The sequence below is a fragment of the Bradyrhizobium barranii subsp. apii genome (assembly GCF_011516635.5).
GTDB classification, from domain to species: domain Bacteria; phylum Pseudomonadota; class Alphaproteobacteria; order Rhizobiales; family Xanthobacteraceae; genus Bradyrhizobium; species Bradyrhizobium barranii.
The window spans coordinates 9918392-9940904 of record NZ_CP096255.1 but is presented as its reverse complement, the minus strand read 5'-3'; the positions used below and the strand labels follow the sequence as shown (position 1 = coordinate 9940904).

At 64.5% G+C, this 22513-nt stretch carries 24 protein-coding genes and 2 pseudogenes; 17 read left to right on the top strand and 9 right to left on the bottom strand.

All coding sequences use genetic code 11. The features are described 5' to 3' along the window. Positions 1–1245: 1245 nt before the first annotated feature. Positions 1246–1512: a 30S ribosomal protein S20 gene (gene rpsT / locus HAP41_RS47280; protein WP_028151115.1), complete on the bottom strand. Its 267-nt coding sequence runs from the start codon at positions 1510–1512 to the stop codon at positions 1246–1248. A gap of 398 nt (positions 1513–1910) precedes the next feature. Here rpsT and HAP41_RS47275 point away from each other — a divergent pair, with 398 nt between their 5' ends. From HAP41_RS47275 to HAP41_RS47265, 3 genes are all read left to right on the top strand, one after another. Continuing rightward, positions 1911–2228, top strand: a complete 318-nt coding sequence (locus HAP41_RS47275) for a hypothetical protein (RefSeq protein ID WP_007616084.1) — start codon at positions 1911–1913, stop codon at positions 2226–2228. A 168-nt stretch (positions 2229–2396) separates the two neighbouring features. Beyond that, on the top strand, positions 2397–3053 hold the full coding sequence (gene msrA, locus HAP41_RS47270) for a peptide-methionine (S)-S-oxide reductase MsrA (RefSeq protein WP_166066148.1): 657 nt from the start codon (positions 2397–2399) through the stop codon (positions 3051–3053). Positions 3054–3209: 156 nt separating this feature from the next. Continuing rightward, positions 3210–3956, top strand: coding sequence for a polysaccharide biosynthesis/export family protein (locus tag HAP41_RS47265; RefSeq protein WP_028151117.1), 747 nt, complete (start codon positions 3210–3212; stop codon positions 3954–3956). A gap of 1 nt (position 3957) precedes the next feature. Here HAP41_RS47265 and HAP41_RS47260 read toward each other — a convergent pair whose 3' ends face one another. The 4 genes from HAP41_RS47260 to HAP41_RS47245 all read right to left on the bottom strand — a co-directional run bounded on the left by HAP41_RS47260 (position 3958) and on the right by HAP41_RS47245 (position 6500). Next, positions 3958–4437, bottom strand: a complete 480-nt coding sequence (locus HAP41_RS47260; protein WP_166066149.1) for a hypothetical protein — start codon at positions 4435–4437, stop codon at positions 3958–3960. Between the two features lie 92 nt (positions 4438–4529). Continuing rightward, on the bottom strand, positions 4530–5204 hold the full coding sequence (locus HAP41_RS47255) for a dienelactone hydrolase family protein (RefSeq protein WP_166066150.1): 675 nt from the start codon (positions 5202–5204) through the stop codon (positions 4530–4532). A gap of 171 nt (positions 5205–5375) precedes the next feature. After that, positions 5376–5711 (bottom strand): hypothetical protein, encoded by a 336-nt coding sequence (locus HAP41_RS47250; protein WP_028151120.1) that lies wholly within the window; start codon positions 5709–5711, stop codon positions 5376–5378. Positions 5712–5735: 24 nt separating this feature from the next. Then, positions 5736–6500: an alpha/beta fold hydrolase gene (locus HAP41_RS47245; RefSeq protein ID WP_166066151.1), complete on the bottom strand. Its 765-nt coding sequence runs from the start codon at positions 6498–6500 to the stop codon at positions 5736–5738. A gap of 314 nt (positions 6501–6814) precedes the next feature. Between HAP41_RS47245 and HAP41_RS47240 the strand changes: the two genes are divergently transcribed. From HAP41_RS47240 to HAP41_RS47230, 3 genes are all read left to right on the top strand, one after another. Further along, the gene (locus HAP41_RS47240; RefSeq protein ID WP_014491023.1) at positions 6815–7306 is read left to right on the top strand and encodes a (2Fe-2S)-binding protein; all 492 of its coding nucleotides are present in this window, start codon (positions 6815–6817) and stop codon (positions 7304–7306) included. After that, the gene (locus HAP41_RS47235) at positions 7303–9585 is read left to right on the top strand and encodes a xanthine dehydrogenase family protein molybdopterin-binding subunit (protein ID WP_166066152.1); all 2283 of its coding nucleotides are present in this window, start codon (positions 7303–7305) and stop codon (positions 9583–9585) included. Before HAP41_RS47240 ends, HAP41_RS47235 begins: the two co-directional genes overlap by 4 nt. A 402-nt stretch (positions 9586–9987) precedes the next feature. Then, entirely contained in the window at positions 9988–11082 is a 1095-nt protein-coding gene (locus tag HAP41_RS47230) for an HD-GYP domain-containing protein (RefSeq protein WP_166066153.1), read from the top strand. A gap of 159 nt (positions 11083–11241) precedes the next feature. On the opposite strand, the gene HAP41_RS47225 is transcribed toward HAP41_RS47230, so the two are convergent. After that, positions 11242–12822 (bottom strand): AMP-binding protein, encoded by a 1581-nt coding sequence (locus tag HAP41_RS47225; RefSeq protein ID WP_166066154.1) that lies wholly within the window; start codon positions 12820–12822, stop codon positions 11242–11244. A gap of 218 nt (positions 12823–13040) precedes the next feature. After that, positions 13041–13460, bottom strand: a complete 420-nt coding sequence (locus HAP41_RS47220; protein ID WP_166066155.1) for a VOC family protein — start codon at positions 13458–13460, stop codon at positions 13041–13043. A gap of 121 nt (positions 13461–13581) precedes the next feature. Here HAP41_RS47220 and HAP41_RS47215 point away from each other — a divergent pair, with 121 nt between their 5' ends. The 6 genes and pseudogenes from HAP41_RS47215 (at position 13582) to HAP41_RS47190 (ending at position 17042) form a co-directional block, all read left to right on the top strand. Beyond that, positions 13582–14556, top strand: coding sequence for a Bug family tripartite tricarboxylate transporter substrate binding protein (locus tag HAP41_RS47215; RefSeq protein WP_071908968.1), 975 nt, complete (start codon positions 13582–13584; stop codon positions 14554–14556). Between the two features lie 149 nt (positions 14557–14705). Next, positions 14706–14984, top strand: a complete 279-nt coding sequence (locus HAP41_RS47210; RefSeq protein ID WP_071908969.1) for a DUF3551 domain-containing protein — start codon at positions 14706–14708, stop codon at positions 14982–14984. 86 nt (positions 14985–15070) lie between these two features. Continuing rightward, the gene (locus HAP41_RS47205; RefSeq protein ID WP_321576601.1) at positions 15071–15364 is read left to right on the top strand and encodes a DUF3551 domain-containing protein; all 294 of its coding nucleotides are present in this window, start codon (positions 15071–15073) and stop codon (positions 15362–15364) included. Between the two features lie 100 nt (positions 15365–15464). Then, on the top strand, positions 15465–15947 hold the full coding sequence (locus HAP41_RS47200) for an ArsR/SmtB family transcription factor (protein ID WP_166066156.1): 483 nt from the start codon (positions 15465–15467) through the stop codon (positions 15945–15947). Between the two features lie 11 nt (positions 15948–15958). Then, positions 15959–16375: pseudogene (locus HAP41_RS47195) on the top strand (SRPBCC family protein); the annotation flags it as partial. Then, positions 16308–17042, top strand: a complete 735-nt coding sequence (locus HAP41_RS47190; RefSeq protein WP_208012680.1) for a DUF899 domain-containing protein — start codon at positions 16308–16310, stop codon at positions 17040–17042. The pseudogene HAP41_RS47195 and the gene HAP41_RS47190, both read left to right, overlap by 68 nt. A gap of 171 nt (positions 17043–17213) precedes the next feature. Here the strand turns inward: HAP41_RS47190 and HAP41_RS47185 are convergent, their stop codons facing one another. Next, positions 17214–18458 (bottom strand): S1C family serine protease, encoded by a 1245-nt coding sequence (locus HAP41_RS47185; protein ID WP_166066159.1) that lies wholly within the window; start codon positions 18456–18458, stop codon positions 17214–17216. 207 nt (positions 18459–18665) lie between these two features. On the opposite strand from HAP41_RS47185, the gene HAP41_RS47180 reads away from it, so the two are divergent. The 5 genes and pseudogenes from HAP41_RS47180 to HAP41_RS47160 all read left to right on the top strand — a co-directional run bounded on the left by HAP41_RS47180 (position 18666) and on the right by HAP41_RS47160 (position 21636). Then, on the top strand, positions 18666–19283 hold the full coding sequence (locus tag HAP41_RS47180; RefSeq protein WP_166066160.1) for a hypothetical protein: 618 nt from the start codon (positions 18666–18668) through the stop codon (positions 19281–19283). Then, a complete protein-coding gene (locus tag HAP41_RS47175) occupies positions 19270–19644 on the top strand; it encodes a winged helix-turn-helix domain-containing protein (protein WP_166066161.1) in 375 nt (124 codons plus the stop codon). Before HAP41_RS47180 ends, HAP41_RS47175 begins: the two co-directional genes overlap by 14 nt. Before the next feature lie 28 nt (positions 19645–19672). Further along, positions 19673–20412: pseudogene (locus tag HAP41_RS47170) on the top strand (di-trans,poly-cis-decaprenylcistransferase). A 121-nt stretch (positions 20413–20533) separates the two neighbouring features. Next, the gene (locus HAP41_RS47165; protein ID WP_166066163.1) at positions 20534–21070 is read left to right on the top strand and encodes a GNAT family N-acetyltransferase; all 537 of its coding nucleotides are present in this window, start codon (positions 20534–20536) and stop codon (positions 21068–21070) included. Positions 21071–21147: 77 nt separating this feature from the next. Then, entirely contained in the window at positions 21148–21636 is a 489-nt protein-coding gene (locus tag HAP41_RS47160) for a Crp/Fnr family transcriptional regulator (protein WP_166066164.1), read from the top strand. On the opposite strand, the gene HAP41_RS47155 is transcribed toward HAP41_RS47160, so the two are convergent. Further along, complete coding sequence (locus tag HAP41_RS47155; RefSeq protein WP_166066165.1) at positions 21575–22402, bottom strand: metallophosphoesterase family protein; 828 nt, start codon at positions 22400–22402, stop codon at positions 21575–21577. The two genes, HAP41_RS47160 and HAP41_RS47155, sit on opposite strands and share 62 nt — an antisense overlap. Between the last annotated feature and the right edge of the window lie 111 nt (positions 22403–22513).

Here is a 22513-nt window from a genome sequence, read left to right as displayed (position 1 = left end):
CGTCAAAAAACTTCTATTGAGAGATAAAGTTGCGTTGTGAGTGCCATGAAGGGGTCCCGCCAGGATCCCTAGAAGGGCACGACCTCGAGCGATTCCATCGTCGGACACAGCTCCGCCGTTCGGCGCGAACGCCGCGGGTCGGACTAACGATGTCAGAGATGGAGGGGTCGCGAGGTCAGCGCGTACTCGGCGCTCCGTCACACGCGGGAGGCTGGAGGTTGGGCTGATCTAAACCGGCATCGTTGGAGTAGGTGGCTTGTTTCAATACCGCGTTGAGTCCGTAAGACATGATACCCTCCCCGTCCTGCCGTGATTGCTCACGGCAAGGTCCTGCGTGTCCTGAAGACAGCTGCGACTGAAGTCGCCGATGTCCCGCCCGTCTGCACTGTTCGTCCGCTCGGCTACGCCATCACGTGTGTCGCGGTAGTTTCATGACATCTCTCGTTTGCGTCTGGCGCGAGCGGGATCGAAGATCCCGCTTGGAGACATTCAGACAAAGAGCTACCGTTCCCATATTGCTATGGGTTTTGAACCGACAATCGCTTGTTGAAGCGTCGCCTACGTGCACACCGCCGCCGATTTGCACGCTCGCCCCGTTTCTAAAACCGCGCTGGTCTTGAGATCGTGGGCGCTGCGGACGACTTAAGGAATACACTATGCGGAAAGACTCGCAACGAAATTGATTCACACTTGAGGCGACTAAAAACTTGACCAGCGTTAACGGCGCGCGGGAGTTGTGCACAGGCTTGCGAGCAAGAGTTTGAATCCGTGCACAGATTCGAAGGCGCCGCGCGTCATGTGACAAATCTCCGCCACCGCCAAAGATTTTTTACAAAAGCGTCACGCGCACGCCTTGCGGGCAATTTTTCCAAATGCTTGTCGGCGCTATGTCGATAAGTGATTATTGAGACACCGCTTTTTGAGTCTCGTTTCGCAGGGTAACTCCATCGCGAACCGGTTCCGGGAAAACTACGGTGTGCAGAACTCTCGCGCGCGCGGATTCAACTTAAGCCCGCCCCGCAGGGGTTTTTCGCAGCGCAGTGAAAGTTTCCGCTGTTGCAAAAACATCCGCCAGTGAAATTACGGGCGCAGCGCAGCGAAGACGACAAGAGTCTTCCAACGGAAGAGTGGTCGCCCAACGACCGCAAGCGTGAATTGTGACAGGCAACAAAAAGCCCGGCGCGAGCCGGGCTGATTGACGAGCGCGATGTCGATCCGATCAGTCGATCGGATGACTCGACGAGCTTACTTCGCGAGCTTGGCGATCTGCGCGGTGAGCCGGGAGACTTTGCGGCTCGCGTTGTTCTTGTGAACGATGTTGCGCTGCGCGGCCTGCATCAGCGCGGGCTCGGCGCTCGCCATCGCCTTCAGCGCGGCGGCGCGGTCGCCGGTCGCGATGGCTTCTTCGACGGTACGCACGGCACCGCGCATCTGGGTGCGGCGCGACTTGTTGACGGCGGTGCGGCGGGCGATCTTGCGCGTCGCTTTCTTGGCGGAAGTGGTATTGGCCATGGTCTCAATATCCTTTGCGGTACCGGTCGCGTCTTGGTCGGGTAGCGCCGGCTGCTTGACCGCTTAATCGACGCTCGGATTTAGGGTGTTCGGCTGCTGGGCTGTTCCCGGAACATGAGCGACGGCCTTGCGGTCGTCTCTGAGGCTCCAAGCCTTTAAAGCTCATGGAGCCTGCAACTGCTCAAAGAACAGCGGCGGCAGGATTGCGCCCACCGCCAGTTGGCGCCCTTATAGAGGGGGTCTGCGGCGCCGTCAACGCTTTCCGAGCCTGGAAAACAGGCCTTGGGCGCTCCAGCGCGCGCCGTAACGCCCTGAAGAGGTTGAATTTCTGCCGTCGCCCGGCTATTGGCTGGCGGCATTGCAGAGGTCGTTCGATCGGACGACCATATAGGTGAGGCATGATCCGCGGCTTTTTCCGACTGATTGGGCTGTTGCTGCTGGCCGGCGGGTTCATCTTCATGGTCTATGACGGCGCCCGCTGGGTGGCCGACCAGACCCTGCGGTTCACCCGGTTCGGCCAGTTCTGGAACGACATCAACCAGGCCAGCCAGACGGCGTTTCGCACCTGGGTCGAGGCCAAGGCGCCCTGGCTCTGGACCTCGGTGATCCGCCTGGTGCTGGATCAGCCGGTTTTCGCCGTGCTCGGCATCTTGGGCATCCTGCTGATGATCCTGTTCCGCCCGCGGAAGCCGCTGATCGGTTATTCCCGGGATTGATCTTTCAATTCCCGCCGAGACTGAACCTCGCGTTGACGGCAGCCGTAACAGGGCTGCCCCCTCCTGCGTAGATACCTATATTCCCACCTTGATCGCGAGCGCGCCGCCTGAGCCCTTGGCTTGTTGCATTGGCTCAAGCGACGGACAGCTCGTCTCGGAGAGCCAATCATGCTGTTCATGCGCAAGACCACCGCATTGCCGAGCGCCACGGAAGCGCTGCCGGGCCGTGCGCAAGCCATTCCCACCGCGACCACCCATTTCGTCAATGGCGCGAAGTTGCAGCCGCCTTATCCCGCGGGCCTCGAGCAGGCCGTGTTCGGGCTCGGCTGCTTCTGGGGCGCCGAGCGCAAATTCTGGCAGCTCGGCGACGGTGTTTACGCGACCGCTGTCGGCTATGCCGGCGGCCACACGCCGAACCCGACCTATGAAGAGACCTGTTCGGGACGCACCGGCCATACCGAAGTGGTGCTGGTCGTGTTCGATCCGAAGAAGATCCCTTACGAGAAACTCCTGAAGACGTTCTGGGAGAGCCACAACCCGACGCAGGGCATGCGCCAAGGCAACGATGTCGGCACGCAGTACCGAAGCGCGATCTACACTTATTCAGATGCGCAGAAGAAAGCGGCCGATGAATCGAAGGCGCTCTATCAGAAGGCGCTTGCTGCGAAAGGTCTCGGCGCCATCACCACCGAGATCGCGCCCGCCGGCGCGTTCTATTTCGCCGAGGACTACCATCAGCAATATCTGGCGAAGAACCCCGCCGGCTATTGCGGCCTCGGTGGCACCGGCGTGTCCTGCCCGATCGGCGTGGGTGTGAGCGCGTAAGTTCGCCACGAACAACTCGTTATGCCCGGGACAAGCCCGGGCATGACGGAGTGTGCGGTGTCATCGCATCCGCATTGCCGCGCTGCCCCCCTCAACGCTTTGTTAACCATAACCAGTGCAAGACTGGGACCGTCTCGTTTCGAGGGATTAGGTCCGGTGCCGGTTGCACGCGCGTTTCGATGGTCGATCTTGACAGCCTCCTTGGCAGCGTCCGCCGCGCTTGCCCTCGGCGGCTGCATGCAGACCGCCGGTCCCGTCGCGGTCATGCAGCCCCGTGCCGATCTCGACTCCATGGCCTATGGTCAGCCCTATGGCGCACCACAGCCGGTCGTCGTCGCTGACGGTGGCGGCGCCATCGGCGCGTTGCGCAATTCCTTTGCCTCGTCGCCTGCACCCATGCCGGTCGGTTACGCCGCGCCGATGGCGGCGCCGGTGCGCTACGACTCCTCCTATCATCTCGATGCCGGCGACAGGCTGCGCGTCGTGGTCTACGGCCAGGAAGGCCTCACCAACAGCTACGCCATCGATGCCGGCGGTTCGATCACCATGCCGCTGATCGGCGGGGTGCCGGCCCGCGGCCGCACCCCGGCGGGTCTCGCCGGTGAAATCGCCGCGCGCCTGCGCAACGGTTACATCCGCGAGCCCTCGGTCGCGGTCGAGATCGAAGCCTACCGCCCGTTCTTCATCCTCGGCGAAGTCACGGCACCCGGCCAATATCCTTATGTGCCGAACATGACGGTCGAAAGCGCGGTCGCGATCGCCGGCGGCTTCTCGCCCCGCGCCAAGCGCGACGTGGTCACCGTCACGCACACCGAAGCCGGCGGCGCGATGCGCGCCATCGTCCCGCTCGGCACTCCCTTGAGCCCCGGCGACACCGTGTTCGTCGGCGAGCGCTGGTTCTAGCTCACCGCCTGAAATCCAGCCGTCCGTTCGGAAAGCATCCGTCGATGCGCGTGCCATCGACCACGAGCCCGACCCATGGCCGCGTGATCGCAGGCGTGGTCAGGTTGATGTACTTTCCGACCAGGCGCGCGCCCTCGCGCGCAGCATCGATCAGGCCGTGCCGGCGGCCATGGTCCCAGTCGAAACGCAGATAGATCCGGCTCCCCGCGATGCGGATATCCGCGCGCCCCTCTTTCCATCTGTCCGGCGTATCACCCGCAATGGTCGGATCGGCGCCGCCATTCCAGCGGCTAGCCCAGATGCCTTCGAGCGGATCGGAGAGGGCGGCAATGGATGTCCATGCCGCCGCGTTGATGTCGGCCGCATCGCCGGCCAGCGTGGCGGTCGCCGCGTAGTCCATGACTTCAGAATCGTCCGGGCCCGGGACGTCCATGGTTCCGAACGGATTGCGGATGACGAGGTGCGTGATGGCTTGCTGCATGGCGATCTCCGGGCGTGACTTGGCTTGATCGGCCAGCTCTATCGCCGGGTGCCGTGATGCAGCCACCCGATTCCTGCTTTGAGTGGCGCGCGCTACTTCGTCAGATGCTTCGCGAAAAACGCCAGGCTGCGCGGCCAGGCGACATCCGAGCTCGCCTTGTCGTAGCTCGGCCGCTCGTTGCAATGGAAGCCGTGCTGGGCGCCGGGATAGATGAAGACCTCCACATCCGGCCGCTTCGCCTTGACGGTCTCGACGTCGGTCAGGGGAATGCCGACGTCCTTCTCGCCGAAATGCAGTTGCGTCGGCACCTTCGGTTTCTCGTCGGCGAAGCGCACCAGGGCGCCGCCGTAATAGCCGATCGCGGCCTTGAGGCCCGACAGCCGCGTCGCCGCGACAAAGGCGACGCTGCCGCCCAGGCAAAAGCCGATGATGCCGACCGGCCCGACGCTCTTCACCGCGTCGATCGCGGCCTGGGTGTCGCGCAGCATCGCGTCCCAGTCGGGACTGGCGACGAACTTGCGCGCCTCGGCGATCTCGTCGGGCGTGTAGCCCGACTGGAAGTTCGGCGAGGTCCGGTCGAAGATCGACGGCGCGATCGCGACATAGCCTTCCCTGGCGATGCGGTCGCAGACCGAGCGGATGTGGTGATTGACCCCAAAGATCTCCTGGATCACCACCACCGCGCCCTTCGGGGCGCCTGCGGGATCGGCGCGATAGGCGCCGAGCTGGAAATTGTCGGAAGCTGTCAGCTTGATGTCTTGTCCCACGCGGGTTGTCCTTCTTGGTTACTACGAACTCTAATCTCTCCCCTCATCCTGAGGAGCGCGTCAGCGCGTCTCGAAGGATAAAAGGCCGAGAAGCAGCAGCGTGGCCTTCGTCCTTCGAGACGCTTGCTCCGCAAGCTCCTCAGGATGAGGGGAGGCGGCTGTGCGTCGCTCTCACTCCCACATCCAGTTCTCGCCGTAGTCTTCCTTCCATCCCGCCAGCCGTCCGTGACGGAACTGCAGGAACAGGCGGTGGCGGTAGGGAATCAGTCCGCTGCCGCCGAGGTTGCGAAGCGCGAGATAGATCTCGTTGCCGGGCCGCCCGCGCACATATTGCAGCGGCTGCCCGAGTGCCCGCGCGGTCTGCTCGGCATCCATGCCGAAGGCGAGCGGCGTGTTGTTCGACAAGGTCGCAACGAAGGGCCGGCGCGGCGGCGTGCCGCCGAACGGCTCGGCCTGCGCGGACATCGATAGCAGCACCGCGCTCGCAGCCAATATCGCTTGCTTCATTGCCCGTGTCCCTGTCCGACCGTCCTATGCCGGCAAGTTCTTCAGGAAAGGTGTCACCGCGTCAATAAAAGCCTTGGGCTGATCGATGTTGACGGCGTGACCGGCGGCGGGGATCACGACCTTTTGTGCGCCGGGGATCTTTGCGGCCATGTAGTCGGACGCGGCGAGGAACGGCGCGTCGTCGGCGCCGACCACGATGAGGCCGGGCACCTTGATGTCGGGGAGCAGCTCGATCACGCGGGCGTCGCGCTGGGTCAGCATGCCGCGTGCGGCGAGCGCCAATCCCCTGGCGTTGCGATGGCTCGCGGTGGCGCGCTCGCGTGTCGCCGACTTCAGCATGTCGAGACCTTCATGGTCGAGCTTGCCGGCGGTCGCAAGCGCCCGCGCATTCCAGGCCTCGCGCGCGTCGTCCTTCTTGAAGCCGGGGCCGGTGTCGATGATCAGCAGGGCACGGGCGCGTTGCGGATAAGCGCGATAGAACGCGAGCGACATGTAGCCGCCGAGGGAGAGCCCGCCGATGATGGCGCGCTCGGCGCCGACCGCATCGAGGATCGCGGCCATGTCGCCGGTGGTGAGCGTTTCGCTATAGGCATGGGGATCGTCGGGATAGTCGGACTGGCCGTGGCCGCGCATGTCCCACAGGATGAGCTTGTGGTCCCTCGCGAGCGCATCGACCTGCCCATGCCACATCGCCGAGGTCGAGGAATAGCCGTGGGTGAGCAGCAGCGGCGGACCGTCGCCGTGAACTTCGTAGTAGATCCCGACACCGTCCCGATCGATTTTTGGCATGTCTCCCGCCTCTTTATGCTGGTTGTTGTTTTCGCGTCGATCCTAGCTCGACGGGTTACCTGGAAGAAACTGCCTGAACGCGATGGCACGCATGCCTGATGCATTCTCTGTTGCGTCCAGTCGCTGCATCGGGTGCCGTTGTCGCAACGCACAACACTGAGCTGCCGCGATAGTTTCGATCGATTCCAAATTGCATTTGCCTCTGGCTGCGAACCCGATCATTCTCGCGATCAAGGTGGGCGCCAGCCCGGTGGGCGTCCACTGTTCAAGTTGCCGCCGTAAGCGGCTTCATGCACCGGCAGGGGAAGACGCCTATGCCAACTCTCACCATCAACGGGCGGAGTCTGTCCGTGGATGCGGCGAACGACACGCCGCTCCTCTGGGCGATCCGCGAGCAATTGCAGATGACCGGCACCAAGTTCGGCTGCGGGGCCGGGCTGTGCGGTGCCTGTACCGTGCACGTCAACGGCGAAGCCGTGCGCTCGTGCCAGACCATGGTCGGCGATGTCGCCGGCAAGAAGATCACCACCATCGAAGGCCTCTCCGCCAAGGGCGATCATCCGCTGCAGAAGGCGTGGATCGCCGAGCAGGTGCCGCAATGCGGCTACTGCCAGTCGGGTCAGATCATGCAGGCGGCCTCGCTGCTTGCCAAGAATGCCAATCCGACCAAGGAGGAGGTCGTGGCGCATATGGACGGCAATCTCTGCCGTTGCATGACCTATTCGCGGATCCAGAAGGCGATCATGCGCGCCGCCACCGAGATGCGCACCGCATCCGTCTCCGGCAACGAACGGAGGCCCACATGAATAGGCACGTGAACACCATCACGCCCGAGACATCAGATCTCAGCCGCCGCTCCTTCCTGGTCGGCACGGCAGCGACCGGCCTCGTGCTGGGCTATGCCGGCGTGCCCGGCATCGGTGAGGCGCTCGCTGCGCCTTCAAACTTTGAGCCGAGCGTCTGGTACGCGATCGCGCCCGATGGCCTGGTCACCGTGACCTGCGGCAAGGCCGACATGGGTCAGCACATTGCCTCCACCATGGCGCAGATCATCTGCGAGGAATTGGGCGCGAAGTGGAGCGACATGCGGGTCAATCTCGCCTCCAACGATCCGAAGTTCAACGACCCCGTGCTGGGTGCACAGATCACCGGCGGCAGCTGGTCGACCATGATGAACTTTGACGCGATGAGCCGGGCCGGTGCAGCCGGACGGACGGCATTGACGGAAGGCGCGGCCGCCGCGATGGGCGTGCCGGCGTCAGAGCTCGTGGTGCGCGATTCCGTGATCTCGCATCCGAAGTCGAAGAAGCAGATGTCGTTCGCCGACGTCGTGAAGAGCGGCAAGGCGACCAAGACCTTCACGCCGGACGAGCTGAAGGCGATCAAGCTGAAGACGCCGGACCAGTACACCATGATCGGCGTGTCGGTGCCGCAGCTCGACATCCCCTCCAAGACCAACGGCACGGCCAAGTACGGCATCGACGTGATGCTGCCGGGCATGGCCTATGGCGCGGTGGTCACGCCGCCGGTGCGCTTCGGCGCCACGGTGAAGTCGGTCGACGACTCGGCTGCGAAGAAGGTGCCGGGCTTCATCAAGGCCATCACCCTCGACGACAAGACCGGCACGACATCCGGCTGGGTCGTCGCGGTCGCCAGCACCTACGCCAATGCCAAGAAGGCGGCCGCGGCGCTGAAGATCGCCTATGACGGCGGTCCGAACGCGAAGGTCTCGAGCGAGTCGCTGCTCGACGAAGCCAAGCGGCTTCAGAAGCTCGAGGATTCCGGCCAGTTCTTCGTCAAGGACGGCGATCCCAACGCGGCGTTCGGCTCGGCCGCAAAGGTGCTGGAGGCGGAGTACACCACCAGCATCAACATCCACGCGCCGATGGAGCCGATGAACGCCACGGCGGAGTTCAAGGGCGACATCCTGCACATCTATTCCGGCAATCAGTTCGCGACGCGCTCCGGGGCGATTGCGGCAGGCGCCGCCGGGATCGATCCGAAGTTCGTGGTGATGCACCAGATGTGGCTCGGCGGCGGTTTTGGCCGCAGGCTCGATGCCGACATGATGGTGCCGGCGGTGCAGGCGGCGAAGGCCATCGGCAAGCCGGTGAAGGTGATCTATACGCGCGAGAACGACATGACGATGGATTTCTCGCGTCCGCTCACCTACCAGAAGGTCAAGGCCGGCGTGGACGGCGACGGCAAGCTCGTCGCGCTCAGCCACGACGTCGTCTCGGCCTGGCCGACCGCGCGCTGGGGCATCCCTGACTTCCTGACGCCCTCGGTCGACAAGAAGGGTCCGCTCGATTCCTTCACGGTGAACGGGGCCGACTTCTTCTACACCGTGCCCAACCATTATGTGCGCGCGATCAAGAACGAGCTCGCGCACAATGCGACGCCGTCCGGGCAGCTTCGCTCGGTGGCGCCCGGCTGGACGTTCTGGGCGGTCGAAAGCATGATCGACGAGATCGCGGCTGCGACCGGCAAGGACCCGGCGCAGTTCCGCATCGCGCTGCTCGACGGCAAGGGCAAGAACGACGGCGGCGCGCAGCGGCTGCGCAACACGCTGCTCGCCGCGATGGGGCTGTCCGGCTACGGCACCAAGCAACTGCCGAAAGGCGAGGGCATGGGCGTGGCCTGTGTCTCCTCGCAGGAGCGCGCGACCGCGAGCTGGACGGCGTGCGTCGCCCATGTCGCGGTGGCGCCGTCGGGCGAGGTGACCGTGAAGAAGCTCACGGTCGCAACCGACGTCGGCACGCAGGTGCATCCCGACAACATCCGTGCCCAGGTCGAGGGTGCGGCGCTGTGGGGCCTGTCGCTGGCGATGTACGAGAAGGCGACGCTCAAGGACGGTGGCATCGAGCAGACCAATTTCGACAGCTACACGCCCTTGCGCATGAGCCAGATGCCCGAGGTCGCCGTCGCCGTGATCGCCAACGGCGAAAAGGCCACCGGCGTCGGCGAGCCCGCGGTGACGGTCATCGCCCCGGCAATCGGCAACGCCATCTTCAACGCCTCAGGCGCCCGCATCCGGGCCCTGCCGATCACGGCCGAGGCCGTCAAGGGGGCGATGAAGGCGTGAGGCGAGGCGAGTAAGCTGATCCGCCGGAGGGCAACTTCCGGCGGATTTGTTTTGGTAGGCGTCTCCACAATCTCGCTGTCATGCCCCGCGAAAGCGGGGCATCCAGTACGCCGCGGCCTCTCGGCTCCGGCCGCGCCGCCTCGGAATACTGGGTCGCCCGGTCAAGCCGGGCGACCCAGCGGAGAGTGGGCGAGAGCGCCCCAAATTCCCCTTTCCCATCAAGGCCCGTTCTACTGTGCATGGGGTTGTTTTCGCCGTTTTCGATTGGAACCGTGCCGGGACCCCAATTCCCTAAAATTGCACCCAATTCCGGAGGGTTCCGTTGAGCAAGCCTCTTAAGGGCCGGAGAACCTGATCCGGCTTAGGCTGACGCCAAATACACTCCCGTGCTCTGGGGAAGCCATGAACGCGCCAGCCAAATCCGCCGCCAAACGCCGGCTCTTGCTCGCTTCCGACCGGAGCGACGAGAGCACCGAGCTTGCCAGCATCCTGAAGGCCGTGGGCGACGTTTCGACGGTGACGACGCAGGACATTCCCGAGCAGCCGTCGCGCGATCTGTCCGGTCTCGTGGTCGACATCAATCTGCGCTCGCCCGAGAGCGTGCAGCGGGTGCGCAACAAGCTGCGCGGCGATGCCTATCGCACGATGCCGCGGCTGTTCGTGCTCGCCGATGCCCTGCATCACGGCACCATGCAGGCCTGGGCACTGGGCGCCACCGACACGATCTCGCGGCCGCTGCAGCCCGATGCGATTCTTCAGCGCATCCGCGCGGCATTCCCCGACACCGCCACTTACGACGCGACCGACCGCGGCAAGACGCTCAACCGTGGCGTCGAGGCGGCGCATGCGGTGCTGAGGAAGATGTTCGAGAAGCTGCCGCTCGGCGTGCCCTTGACCTTCGACGACGTCATCGCCGCCGAGAGCAAGATCCTGAAGGCGATCAAGCATTCCTCGCTGCGCGAATGGCTCACCACCGTCGGCTGCCATCATGTCGGCAGCTACCGCCACTGCCTGTTCGTCACCGGCTTCGCCGTCGCCTTCGCGCAGCATCTCGGCATGCGCGAGGACGACCAGCGTCGCCTGACCCGCGCCGCGCTGTTGCATGACGTCGGCAAGGCCTTCGTTCCCTCCGTGCTGCTCGACAAGCCGGGCAAGCTCACCGACGAGGAGATGGCCGAGGTGCGCCAGCATCCGCGCCGCGGCTATGACGCGCTCGCGGAGCAGGGCGGCTTCCCGCCGGAGATGCTCGACGTCGTGCTGCATCACCACGAATTCCTCGACGGCTCTGGCTATCCGAACGGCCTGTCGTCGAACCAGATCAGCGACATCGTGCGGGTCACGACGATCGTCGACATCTACGCGGCGCTGGTGGAGAAGCGCGCCTACCGCATGCCCTTCACCCACTCGCGCGCCTTCACGATGATGGAAGGCATGGGCGGCAAGCTGGACCAGCAACTGCTGCAGGCGTTCCGGCCGGTGGCGCTGGGATCGTTCTGAGCACGATGCCGTAGGGTGGGCAAAGGCGCGAAGCGCCGTGCCCACCATGCTTCCTCAATTGCGACCCGAATGTTGGGCACGCTTCCGCCTTCGCTCTTCGAGCTACGGCGGACAAGCCGCTTTGCCCACCCTACGAGAGTCGTCGTTTGGCGCGGCTGCTCACCCCACCATCTTCCGCAACTCCGCCTTCGCCACCTTCTCCAGCGTCGAGCGCGGCATGTCGTCGACCAGCCTGATTTCGCGCGGCACCTTGAAATCCGCGAGTCCCGCGCCGCAGGCCGCCATCACGCGATCATGCAGATCAGGCGCAGCGCCCGCGACGCCGCCGTGCGGGATGATGAAGACAACAGGCACCTCGTCCAGCATCGGATGCTTCTTCGCCACCACCGCGGCCTCGCGCACGCCTGCTACCACCGCGATCACCTGCTCGATCTCGGAGGCCGCGACGTTCTCGCCGCCGACCTTCAGCATGTCCTTGGCGCGGTCGCCGAACCTGATGAAGCCGTTTTCCAGCCGCTCGACGCGGTCGCCGGTGAGAAAGAAGCCGTGCGCGTCGAAGCTTTCGCGCGTCGCCTTTTCATTGTGCAGATATTCGGCGAACAGCGACAGCCCGACAATGCCCTTGATCGCGAGATTGCCGGTGTCGCCGACCTCGGTCGGCCGTCCGTCATCGTCGGTGATGCGGATCTGATATTCGGGCGCGGCGCGCCCGATCGACATCGGGATGTTGGGCTGGTCAACCTCGCCGACGATGCCGTGGGTGATGGTCTCGGTCATGCCCCACCAGCCGATCATCTTGACGCCGAACGCAGCGAAGGCCGGCGGTTCGTTGATGGCGGTGCCCCACAGGCGGAATTTGTGGTCCTTCGGGATCTCCTGCTCGAGCAGCGCCTTCATGCAGAACGGAATCGTCGAGGTCCAGGTCGAGCCGTGCTCGCGCGCGACGCGCCAGAAGCGGCTTGCGGAGAACCGCGGCTGGATCACGCAGGTGGCGCCGACCCATAGCGTCGCCAGCATCGAATAGGCCAGCGCATTGGTGTGGAACAGCGGCAGATAGGTCTGGTGCACGTCGTTCGCATGAAGGTCCTCATGCGCGGCGTTGATCTTGGCGCCCCACAGCGCGTTGGCGTGGGTCCACAGCACTGCCTTCGGGCGCGATGTCGTGCCTGACGTGTACTGCACGCTGCACGGCGCGAACGGATCGGTCGCGCGCCTGGGACGGTCGGCGCTGTCGGCGAATAGTGACTCGAAACTGTCGCCGCGCGAGATCGCTTGCGTGGGCGCCGCGCCCGCATCGTGCGAGGTCACCGCCAGCCAGCGGATGTTGCGGCAGTTTTGCGCGACGATTTCTGCATAGGCCGGTTGCGTGATCGCAGCGACCGCGCCGCAATGATCGGCGAAATATTCCATCTCCGCCGGAGCCGAGCGGGTGTTGGTGGTCACCGCGATGGCGCCGAGTTCGACGCAGGCGAACCAGGCCAGCAGCGCCTCGATGCAATTGTCGAGATGAATGAGCACATATTCGCCCGGCTTGACGCCGCGCTTCACCAGCCCCGCCGCGAGCGCGCCGACGCGCTCGTGAAACTCGCCGTAGCTCCAGCGCCGCGCCGGCGCGCCGAACGGCGCCCAGATCAGGAACGCATGATCGCGGCGCACCGCGGCGCGCATCTTCAGCAGCCATGGCACGTCGAGCCCGTCGAACGGTCCTACGAGTCCGGCGGCGGTCTGTTGGATAGGCATGAATCCTCCCCGTGCAGCCTGCATCTTGATGGCGGCTGCCTTTTGATGATTGCGTCTTCCTGCCATCGGATGACGCGGGGAGCAAATCGGCGGGGCGGCGTCTCCCCGCCGTCATTGCGAGCGCAGCGAAGCAATCCAGACGGTCTCCGCAGGGGCGCGGTCTGGATTGCTATGTCGCAATGGCTCCTTGCAATGACGATGGGGTGGGCAGCGCTGCCCTATCGACCACCGTCCTCGTACGACGAAATCTCGATCAGACTGCCATCCGGATCCCGGCAATAGACCGAGCGCAGCGTGCCGAGGGCACCCTGCTTGGGAACCGGGCCTTCCTCGATCGCGACGCCATGTGCCGTCAAATGCGCCACCACCTCGTCGGGCGCGGCAGAGGTGAGGAAACACAGATCCTCGCTGCCGGCGGTCTGATGGTCCGCGGTGAACCACTCCACCTTGTCGGCATCGCGCGGCCGGACGTTGATCTTCTGGTTACCGAATTGCAACGAAGTCCGCGGCGCTTTGCCGCCGCCGGGGTCGAACACCTTGACTTCCATGCCGAGAATCTTGCGGTACCACTCGGAGGTCACTGCGACGTCGGCGACGTTGATGACGAGATGATCGAGGGCTTCGACCTTGACCGGCATGCCTTATCCTTTCGTCGTGATGCGCCGGGCGCACTTTCCGCCTGCGGCAAGCTTTGTTACAACCGCGTCGACTTTGAAGCCATCTGGCTTTCAAGAACAACACGTTGGGAGAACCCTTGAGATGATCACTCGCCGTACCGCGCTGGGCCTGCTCGCCGCCAGTCCGCTTGCAGCCACCCCGCTGTCGAAGGCCCTTGCCGCCGACTATCCGGCCCGGCCCGTGAAATGGGTGGTCGGCTATCCGCCGGGCGGAGCCACCGACATCCTGGCGCGGCTGATCGGTCAGCGGCTGTCGGAACGGCTCGGCCAGCAATTTGTGATCGAGAACAAGCCCGGCGCCGGCAACAATATCGGCACCGAATCGGTCGTCAATGCCGAGCCCGACGGCTACACGCTGCAGCTGGTCAATCCGGCCAACTTCATCAACGCTTCGCTCTACACCAACCTCAAATTCAACTTCGTGCGCGACATCGCGCCGGTGGCCTCGTTCCAGCGGGTGCCGAACGTGATGACCGTCAACAAGGACGTTCCGGCCAAGAACGTCGCCGAGTTCATCGAATATGTGAAGGCCAATCCCGGCAAGGTGAACATGGCTTCGTCCGGCAACGGCACCTCGGTGCATCTGTCCGGCGAGATGTTCATGGCGCTGACCGGCTGCAAGATGCAGCACGTGCCCTATCGCGGCGCGGCGCCGGCGATCACCGACATGCTCGGCGGCCAGGTGCAGGTGATCTTCGACAACATGCCCTCGATCATCCAGCACATCCGCTCCGGCTCGCTTCGCGCGATCGGCGTCACCACCACGGAGCGCTCGCCGCAGCTGCCCGACGTCCAGGCGATCGCCGAGACCGTGAAGGACTACGAGGCCAGCGCGCTGTTCGGCATGGGCGCGCCGAAGAACACGCCCAAGGAGATCATCGCCAAGCTCAACAATGAGATCAATACGCTCATGAAGGAGCCCGACATGACCAAGCGACTGGTCGAACTCGGCGGCGAGCCGCGGGTGCAGACGCCGGAGGCGTTCGGCGAGGAGATCAAGGCCGAGACCGAGAAGTGGAAGAAGGTCGTCGAGTTCGCCGGCCTGAAGGTCGAGTAGCGATCTTGTGATCCCTGAGATTGGAGCCCTGCCGCCTGGCAGGGCTTTTTTCTTGCGTACTTCGTTCCGTTGATCTGGAATAAAACGGCTCGGCGAAACCTGATGATACATGGCGCGTATCTCGCCCTGTGAAGAGAGGAGTCTGGATCATGCGCAAGACGCAATTGGCGCTGCTGACGCTGGGCGCGACGGTCCTTGCCGGCTTCGTCACCGTCACGCCCGCGGCGGCCCGCGACTATCCCTGGTGCGCCCAGGGCGGCGAGTATGACTATCCCGGCGAATGTGCCTACAGCACCTATGAGCAATGCCAGGCCAGCGTCTCCGGCCGCCTGCTGTACTGCGGGCCCAATCCAATGGTGGCCTATGGCCAGGCGCCGCAGCCGCAACCTCGGCCGCACCGTCGCGCGCGGCCCGTTGCACCGTACTAGCCGCGCGCGCATTGCGCAGCCGCGTATTTTTGCGCGATCGCTCCGGAATAAACCGGCTCCGCGAGCCTTTCACTCTGTGAGGTCGGATGTCGCGCGGCGAACATGGGAGGTCGGTCATGGGCAAGGCGCAATTTGTGCTGGGCACCATAGTCCTTGTGTGGCTCGCTGGCGGGAGCCCGGCGCGCGCGGACTATGATTACGCGTGGTGCATTCAGAACTCGGAATACGGCTATCCCGGCGACTGCTCCTATCAGACCCGCGAGCAGTGTCAGATGAGCGCGTCGGGCCGCAAGGGCTATTGCGCGCAAAATCCTGCCCAGGTGGCCGTACGGCCTCCGCTTCAGCCGTCACTACGCGGTCGGTACGTTCGTCCGTACTAGTCGCGCCTCACACTGAGCACTGCCTGATCACGCAGTCGTGCAGATCCGGACGCGCGGGTTCCTGCTTGACGCCTTCTCGTTCACGTCTATACTAAACCAAATGGTTAAGTATAGAGACAAGACGCTCGACCGGACCTTTGCGGCGCTGTCCGATCCGACGCGGCGTGCCCTTCTCGCGCGGCTCGGCGAGCGGGACGGCCTGTCGGTGAGCGAGCTGGCCGCGCCGTTTCCGGTCTCGCTGCCGGCGATCATGAAGCATCTCGACGTGCTCACGGATGCGGGCCTGATCGTGCGGGAGAAGACCGGACGCACGGTGTCCTGCCGGCTCACCGCGCAGCCGATGGAGCAGGCGATGAACTGGCTCAATCGCTACGCGCAGTTCTGGTCCGAGAAGTTCGACCGCCTCGCCGCCTTCGTGGAGGACAAGACATGGCCAACGCAGCCGTCAACGCCGATCCCCGCACAGCCGAACGTCCAAGCGAGCGGCCCAGCCTCACGCTCACGCTCACGCTCACGCTCACGCGCCGGCTCCGCGCACGGCCGGAGAAAGTCTACGCCGCCTGGACGCAAGCCGCGCAGCTAGTCCAGTGGTTCGGGCCGCCGAACATGAAGCCGGCGACGCTGGACGCCGAGCTCGATGTCCGTACCGGTGGCCGTTACCGCATCAGCTTCACCGGTGACGACGGCGAATATTTCGAGGCCGGCGGCATCTATCGCGAGGTCGTGCCGAACGAGCGGCTGGTGTTCACCTGGGCCTGGCATTCGACGCCGGAGCGCGAATCGTTGGTGACGATCACACTGAAGCCGGATAGCGCCGGCACGCTGATGATCTTCCATCACGCCCAGTTCTTCGACGAAACCGCACGCGACAATCACCGGCGCGGCTGGAGCTCGTGCCTCGACAAGCTCGACGCCTTCGTCGCCCTCCACCATGGAGGATACCGTGCAGCAACATCAGATCGTCTTGCGCGAGCAATGGATCGCGGCCCGCAAGGCCCACCTGGCGCATGAGAAGGAGCTCAGCCAGGCCCGCGAGCGCCTCGCCGAGCAGCGCCGCGCATTGCCCTGGGTGAAGGTCGACAAGAACTATGTATTCGACGGACCGAACGGCAAGGTGACGCTCGGCGATCTCTTCGGGGGGCGCCCGCAGCTCGTGGTGCAGCATGTGATGTTCGCTCCCGACTGGGAGGCCGCGTGCAAGAGCTGCTCGTTCTGGGCCGACGCTCTCGATCGCATGGTGCCGCACCTCGCCGCGCGCGACACCTCCACGGTTGCGATCTCGCTGGCACCTAGCGCCAAGCTCGAGGCCTTCAAGAAGCGGATGGGCTGGACCTTCGACTGGGTCTCGTCAGGGAGCAACGACTTCAACTACGACTACGAGGTCTCGTTCACGCGCGAGCAGATCGACAAGGGCGTGCCGAAATACAACTTTGGCACCACGCCGTTCTACGGTCCGGAGCTGCCCGGTATCAGCGTGTTCTACCGCAACGAGGCCGGCGAGATCTTCCATACCTATTCATGCTTCGCGCGCGGTCTCGACATGATGAACGCGGCCTATCAATATCTCGACCTCACCCCGCTCGGTCGTCACGAGGACGGCCTGCCCTATCCGATGGACTGGGTCCGCCTGCGCGACCAGTATGAGCCGCAGGCGAAGGGGGCTTGCTGCCACGGGTGAGACGGCGGGTGCGCTGTGCCCACACCAACGGTGTCATCGCCCGACTTGATCGGGCGATCCAGTATTCCAGAGGCCGTGGCGTGATACGGAGGAGCCGCGGCGTACTGGATTCCCCGCTTTCGCGGGGAATGACAGCGGAGAGCGGCGAGGCAGCTGTCCTTCCGCCGCGCCCTACCGCTTCGCGTCGGCCTGCTCCGTGCCATTGCACGAGATCAGCATCGTGTACGGCCGCGCGTTGCCGGCGATGTCGGTGGTCTTGAGCTCGCCCTTCGGTTCGGCGGTCTGGTAGGGCACCACGGAATTGTCGAGGAAGTCGCGCAGCATGCCGGTCTTGATGGCGAAGTTGATGTTCTCCGGAATGTTGCCGGTCGCAGCGACGATGCGCAGTGCGGGGATCTTTGCGGTGACCACGCCCACGATCTGACCGGTGGTGTCGAACAGCGGGCCGCCGCTATTGCCGGGCTGCACCGGCGCGCTGATTTGCAGGAAACGCGTGTCGTTGCGCATGCCGCTGAGCGAGCTCGCGATACCGGTCGTCACGGTGAAGTCCGACGTGAGCAAGCCATGGAAGGGAAAGCCGATTACGATGACGGAATCGCCGGAGCGGATCGAGCGATCGCGGATCCGCGCAAAGTCCTTGAATGTCGTCGTCGACGGCGCCTGCAACAAAGCGAGATCGTTGTTGACGTCGCTCGATACGACGCGCAGCACCATCGCGGCTTCGCCGGTGAGGTTGCCCTTGATGTCGCCGACACAGCCGTCGATCACATGGTTGTTGGTGACGACGTGGCCGTTCGCACTGACCACGAAGCCGGTGCCGGTCTTGGCCCTGGCAACTTTGCCGCCGGCCGGCGGCGCCTGCTTGTCCGGCGCAGGCTGCGGCTTGGCGGCCATCTTGGTGAAGTCGCCGGCCTTGTCGAGCCCGTCGGCTTTCACCTTGGTCACGCAATTGGCCAATGCGGCGATCACCGGCCCGGTCGATGTCAGATCGAAATTCAGAACGGCGCGGCCGGCTGTCGCCACCATCAGGCTCGCCTTCTGAAACGTGCGCACAACATTGACCGGCATGATGGCCGTGAGCATGTTGGGCTGGTTCGCCGTGGCGAACAGCCTGGCTTGCTCCTGCCCGTCAAAGGTCACGTCGATCGCGGCGTTCTCGCCCTTGTTGAAGCGGTAGCTGGGACTCGCAAAGGCGAGCGACCATGTGCCGGCGGCATTTTGGCTCACGACGAGGATGACGCCGTTCGCATAAGGCGTCGTCGCGGCGCAATGGGAGAAAGCGCCCGTCTCGTCATTGCTGAAGGCGCCGCCGATCCAGTTGCCGACATTGACGCTGCCGAATGGTCCTTTCGCATGCGCGATGCCGGCGACGCTCACCTGCAACAGAGACGCAACGACAAATGACTTAAGCCACATACTTCCTTCCCCCCGGAATGCTTTTGAAGCCATCTTATCCGGCCGAGGTCGTGCGGCGCAACCGGCAGTTGTTTAAGCGGATCGAACCATCCGGCTGCGACTTCCGGGCTTGCCTTTACTTTGCGGTGCGATATACTTTGCGATACAAAGTGACGACGGGACGGGCGGTCCCGGTTAATTGGGCGGAGCGGGGTTTTGGCGTTGCCAATGCGCGATCTCGACAAGGCACTGGCCGACATCGTGGCGATCCGCAACCAGATTGCGGCGGGCACGGCGTTCCGCGGCTATGGCCCGGCGACGATCGCTGCGACGGGCGCCGTCGCGCTTCTTACCGCAATCCTCCAATTCTGGCTGCTCGGCGATCCCACAAGCGAGCCGGTCGGCTTCTTCCTCGGCTGGTTCATGGCCGCGGTGCTCTCCGTTCTGATGATCGGCATCGAGATGCGCGCGCGCTCGCGCCGTCATCATTCTGGCCTGGCCGATGCCATGATCCATCAGGCGGTCGAGCAGTTCCTGCCCGCAGGCGTCGCCGGCGTGCTGCTCGCAGTGGTGATGTGGAAGTTCGCGAGCGAGACGCTGTGGCTGTTGCCCGGCCTGTGGCAGATTCTGGTGTCGCTCGGCATTTTCGCTTCCGTCCGCTCGCTGCCGCGCACCGTCGCGCTCGCGGGCGCCTGGTATTTCATTTCCGGCTTCGCGGTCGTGGTGCTCGCGAGCCGGACTCACACGCTATCGCCATGGACCATGGGACTGCCCTTCGTGATCGGGCAGTCGGTGATGGCGGGCATTCTGTATTTCGCGTCCGGAGACCATGATGTCGAAGACTGACAGCGCACCCTTCTCCTATGAAGGGCTCGACCGCGTCATCCACGAGAAGGCGAGGCTCGGGCTTCTGACCTCGCTGATGGCGCATCCGAAGGGTCTGGCGTTCGCCGACCTCAAGCAACTCTGCGGCCTCACCGACGGCAATCTTAGCCGGCATCTTGCCGTGCTACAGGAGGCCGGCCTCGTCGAGGTGACCAAGGGCTATGAGGGCAACCGCCCGCACACGACCTGCCGCCTGACCAAGGCCGGCCGCCGCCGCTTCCTCGACTATCTCGCCGTGCTCGAGCGGCTGGTGCGCGACGCCGCCAAGGCTGCCGGCCGCGACGCGCCGCCGTTCGGCCGTCTCGGTATCATCTCGACTTGATCCCCCTTTTTTGACCGGAGACTTTGCAATGCAAAGCGACATGACCTCTCGCAACGAGAAGCTTCACGTCGGCATCATCATGGACGGCAACGGCCGGTGGGCGACGCGCCGCGGCTGTCGCGCCTGCGCGGCCACGAGGCCGGCGTGGAGGCGATCCGCCGCATCGTCGAGGCCGCACCCAAGCAGGGCATCGGGACGCTGACACTTTACGCCTTCTCCACCGACAATTGGCGACGACCAAAAACCGAAGTCGCCGCGCTGATGACGCTGCTGCGCTTCTATCTCGCCAACGAGGTGCAGAGCCTCGCCAGGAACGGCGTGCGCCTCACCGTGATCGGCCGCCGTGACCGTCTGCCCGACGGCATCGCCAATGCGATCGCGCGCGCGGAGGACGCCACGGCGCACGGCCGCGCGCTTCACCTGCGCATCGCGGTCGACTATTCCGCGCGCGACGCTATCCTCAACGCCGCAGCGAAGGCGGCGGCACTGACGAGCCTCACACGCGAAGCCTTCTCGCAACTCGTCACAGGTGAAGCAGGCCTTCGCGACGTCGATCTCATCATCCGCACCTCCGGCGAGAAGCGGCTGTCGGACTTCCTGCTCTGGGAAGGCGCCTATGCCGAGCTTCACTTCACCGAGCGGATGTGGCCCGAATTCGACGCGGGCGATCTCTCCGCGGCGCTGGCGTCCTTCCACGGCCGCGAGCGCCGCTTCGGCGGCCTCCAGGCGATCATGCCCGACGAGGTGCCGTCACTCTCCCGTGTGTGATGTACGGCACGGGACAACGAGCTGTTCGTTTTCAGCCGCATGATTGGCAGTGGTGTCCAAGCCGCGGAAGCGCGGCCTCGGTTAGGTGTGCGAGCCACGCAACCTGCCGAGAGCATCACGCATGTCACTGTTGTTTCCGGGAGCCGTCGTCGAGCCTGTCGAACTGGCCGAAGCGAAGGGCACGGTCTGCATCAGGACCGCCAGTGTATCCGACGTCGAGAACCTGTCGGTCTATTTCACCGGACTGTCCACCACGTCGCGCAACAAGCGCTTCATGGGCGCGCGTACCGACGTCGCCCTGGTCGCGGCCGAATGCGCGGCGAGGACGGGCCGTCCCGGTCATTTCACCCTGCTCGCCGAAGTCAGGCAGGGAGGGCAGCACACCATCATCGGCGAAGCGAACTACGCCTATGATGCGACTGCACGGCATGGCGAGTTCGCCATCTCGGTCGCCGATGCGTTCCAGCGCCTGGGCCTCGGCTTGCAGATGATGACGGCGATGGAGACGCGGGCGACCGATCTTGGCCACGAGATGATCGCGGCCGAGACTGCGCGGACAAATGCCGAGATGCGTGGTCTGGCGAAGAGGGCAGGCTTCCGGGATACCGGCCTCGGAGACTGGCAGTCGGTTCATCTCGCAAAGCGCTTGTCGCGATAGCCCGTCCGCGCGTTGCCGCCTGGCACGGATCGTGCTCTAGTATCGCCTGGATTTCCCCAGCGATGGGAGCTTCGGCGATGCGCGCAGTTCTGGATCATTGCACCGGCGGAACGGAGCGGCAGGTCAAGGCCGGCACGTCGGTCGTCACCGAGGGCGGCACCAGCAGCGGCCGCCTCTACGTGCTCGTCGAGGGCAAGCTCGAGGTGCTCAAGAGCGACACGGTGGTCGCGACCATCACCGAGCCCGGCGCCGTGTTCGGCGAGATGTCCGTGCTGCTTGGGTTGCCGCATACGGCAACGGTGCGGGCCAGCTCGGATTCCGTCATCTATGAGTTCGAGGACGCGGCATCATTCCTGATTCAGCGGCCCGAGGTCGCGCTGCTGCTCGCGCGCACGCTGGCGCAGCGGCTCAACGTCGCCAACACCTATCTCGCCGATCTCAAGCGGCAATATGCCGGCCACGGCACGCATCTCGCCATGGTCGGCGAGGTGCTCCAGAGCATGATCAACTTGCCGCCGCTCGAGGTCTCGCCAGGCTCGGATCGACAATCCGATCCAAGGATGTGAGCCAGTCCGGCGGCTCCTCGACGGTGTTTGCGGGCCGCTTCAGCGGTGCGCCGAGGTCGATCCACTGCGCTTCGCCCGCTGCCAGCCAGAACGCCTTGTCCGCAGTGAGATCCAGCACGATATGCGTCGGCGGTCGGCCCGGTTGCAGGCCGGCGTTGAACACCCAGGTCAGCCCGAGCCGGTCGAACCACGAGCCGTCGGCGATGAAGGGCGACTGGTGGACATGGCCCGAGATCACCATCGACGGCTGATACTGCATGATCCACTGCACCAGATCGACATCGCCGAAGAAGCGCTTGCCGCCCCAGCTCGTCGGCGAATTCGCCGGCGGCGCATGATGCGCCCAGATCCAGCGCTGCGGACGATTGGCGGCGGCGTCGCGCAGCTGCTCGACGATGCGCTGCTTGACCAGCGGGCCGTCCCACCACGGGCACACCGTGAACAGCGTGTCGCCGATGGTGAGGTTGCCGCCGTCGCAAGTGATCCCGAGCTCCCGCACCTCCGAGATCCAGCGCGAGATCTTTTCGCCCTCCGCATTGCGCTCGTCGAGGTCGTGATTGCCGGAGCAGAGGATCACGCGGGTCTGCGCCGCGAGCAACGCGAGGTATTTCTTCACCACCACGATCTGCGCGCGAAAATCCACCATCGAGCCGATGTCGAGCGCATCGCCGGCGAAGATCACGAGGTCGAACTGCGGTGCCGCGCTGACCAGCCAGTCGAGCTGCGGCAGCGAGTAGTGCAAATCGGCCACGACCAGGCAGCGCATTGAAAATCCGTGGCGGGTTTGAAAAGGTCCGGGAATTCCAAAACGTTATTTATAAAGCAAGAAGCAGACCAGAATGGCTGCTCTCTTCGTCAGGCCAATGGCCGGCAGCAT

Excerpts from the sequence above, each read along its gene's own strand:
- HAP41_RS47175 (WP_166066161.1), top strand. The coding sequence starts at position 19,270 with ATGTCGAAGACTGACAGCGCACCCTTCTCCTATGAAGGGCTCGACCGC.
- msrA (WP_166066148.1), top strand. The coding sequence starts at position 2,397 with ATGCTGTTCATGCGCAAGACCACCGCATTGCCGAGCGCCACGGAAGCG.
- rpsT (WP_028151115.1), bottom strand. The coding sequence starts at position 1,512 with ATGGCCAATACCACTTCCGCCAAGAAAGCGACGCGCAAGATCGCCCGC.
- HAP41_RS47205 (WP_321576601.1), top strand. The coding sequence starts at position 15,071 with ATGTCGCGCGGCGAACATGGGAGGTCGGTCATGGGCAAGGCGCAATTT.
- HAP41_RS47230 (WP_166066153.1), top strand. The coding sequence starts at position 9,988 with ATGAACGCGCCAGCCAAATCCGCCGCCAAACGCCGGCTCTTGCTCGCT.
- HAP41_RS47250 (WP_028151120.1), bottom strand. The coding sequence starts at position 5,711 with ATGAAGCAAGCGATATTGGCTGCGAGCGCGGTGCTGCTATCGATGTCC.
- HAP41_RS47180 (WP_166066160.1), top strand. The coding sequence starts at position 18,666 with ATGCGCGATCTCGACAAGGCACTGGCCGACATCGTGGCGATCCGCAAC.
- HAP41_RS47275 (WP_007616084.1), top strand. The coding sequence starts at position 1,911 with ATGATCCGCGGCTTTTTCCGACTGATTGGGCTGTTGCTGCTGGCCGGC.
- HAP41_RS47155 (WP_166066165.1), bottom strand. The coding sequence starts at position 22,402 with ATGCGCTGCCTGGTCGTGGCCGATTTGCACTACTCGCTGCCGCAGCTC.
- HAP41_RS47220 (WP_166066155.1), bottom strand. The coding sequence starts at position 13,460 with ATGCCGGTCAAGGTCGAAGCCCTCGATCATCTCGTCATCAACGTCGCC.
- HAP41_RS47215 (WP_071908968.1), top strand. The coding sequence starts at position 13,582 with ATGATCACTCGCCGTACCGCGCTGGGCCTGCTCGCCGCCAGTCCGCTT.
- HAP41_RS47200 (WP_166066156.1), top strand. The coding sequence starts at position 15,465 with ATGGTTAAGTATAGAGACAAGACGCTCGACCGGACCTTTGCGGCGCTG.
- HAP41_RS47235 (WP_166066152.1), top strand. The coding sequence starts at position 7,303 with ATGAATAGGCACGTGAACACCATCACGCCCGAGACATCAGATCTCAGC.
- HAP41_RS47240 (WP_014491023.1), top strand. The coding sequence starts at position 6,815 with ATGCCAACTCTCACCATCAACGGGCGGAGTCTGTCCGTGGATGCGGCG.
- HAP41_RS47185 (WP_166066159.1), bottom strand. The coding sequence starts at position 18,458 with ATGTGGCTTAAGTCATTTGTCGTTGCGTCTCTGTTGCAGGTGAGCGTC.
- HAP41_RS47260 (WP_166066149.1), bottom strand. The coding sequence starts at position 4,437 with ATGCAGCAAGCCATCACGCACCTCGTCATCCGCAATCCGTTCGGAACC.
- HAP41_RS47225 (WP_166066154.1), bottom strand. The coding sequence starts at position 12,822 with ATGCCTATCCAACAGACCGCCGCCGGACTCGTAGGACCGTTCGACGGG.
- HAP41_RS47210 (WP_071908969.1), top strand. The coding sequence starts at position 14,706 with ATGCGCAAGACGCAATTGGCGCTGCTGACGCTGGGCGCGACGGTCCTT.
- HAP41_RS47165 (WP_166066163.1), top strand. The coding sequence starts at position 20,534 with ATGTCACTGTTGTTTCCGGGAGCCGTCGTCGAGCCTGTCGAACTGGCC.
- HAP41_RS47160 (WP_166066164.1), top strand. The coding sequence starts at position 21,148 with ATGCGCGCAGTTCTGGATCATTGCACCGGCGGAACGGAGCGGCAGGTC.
- HAP41_RS47245 (WP_166066151.1), bottom strand. The coding sequence starts at position 6,500 with ATGCCAAAAATCGATCGGGACGGTGTCGGGATCTACTACGAAGTTCAC.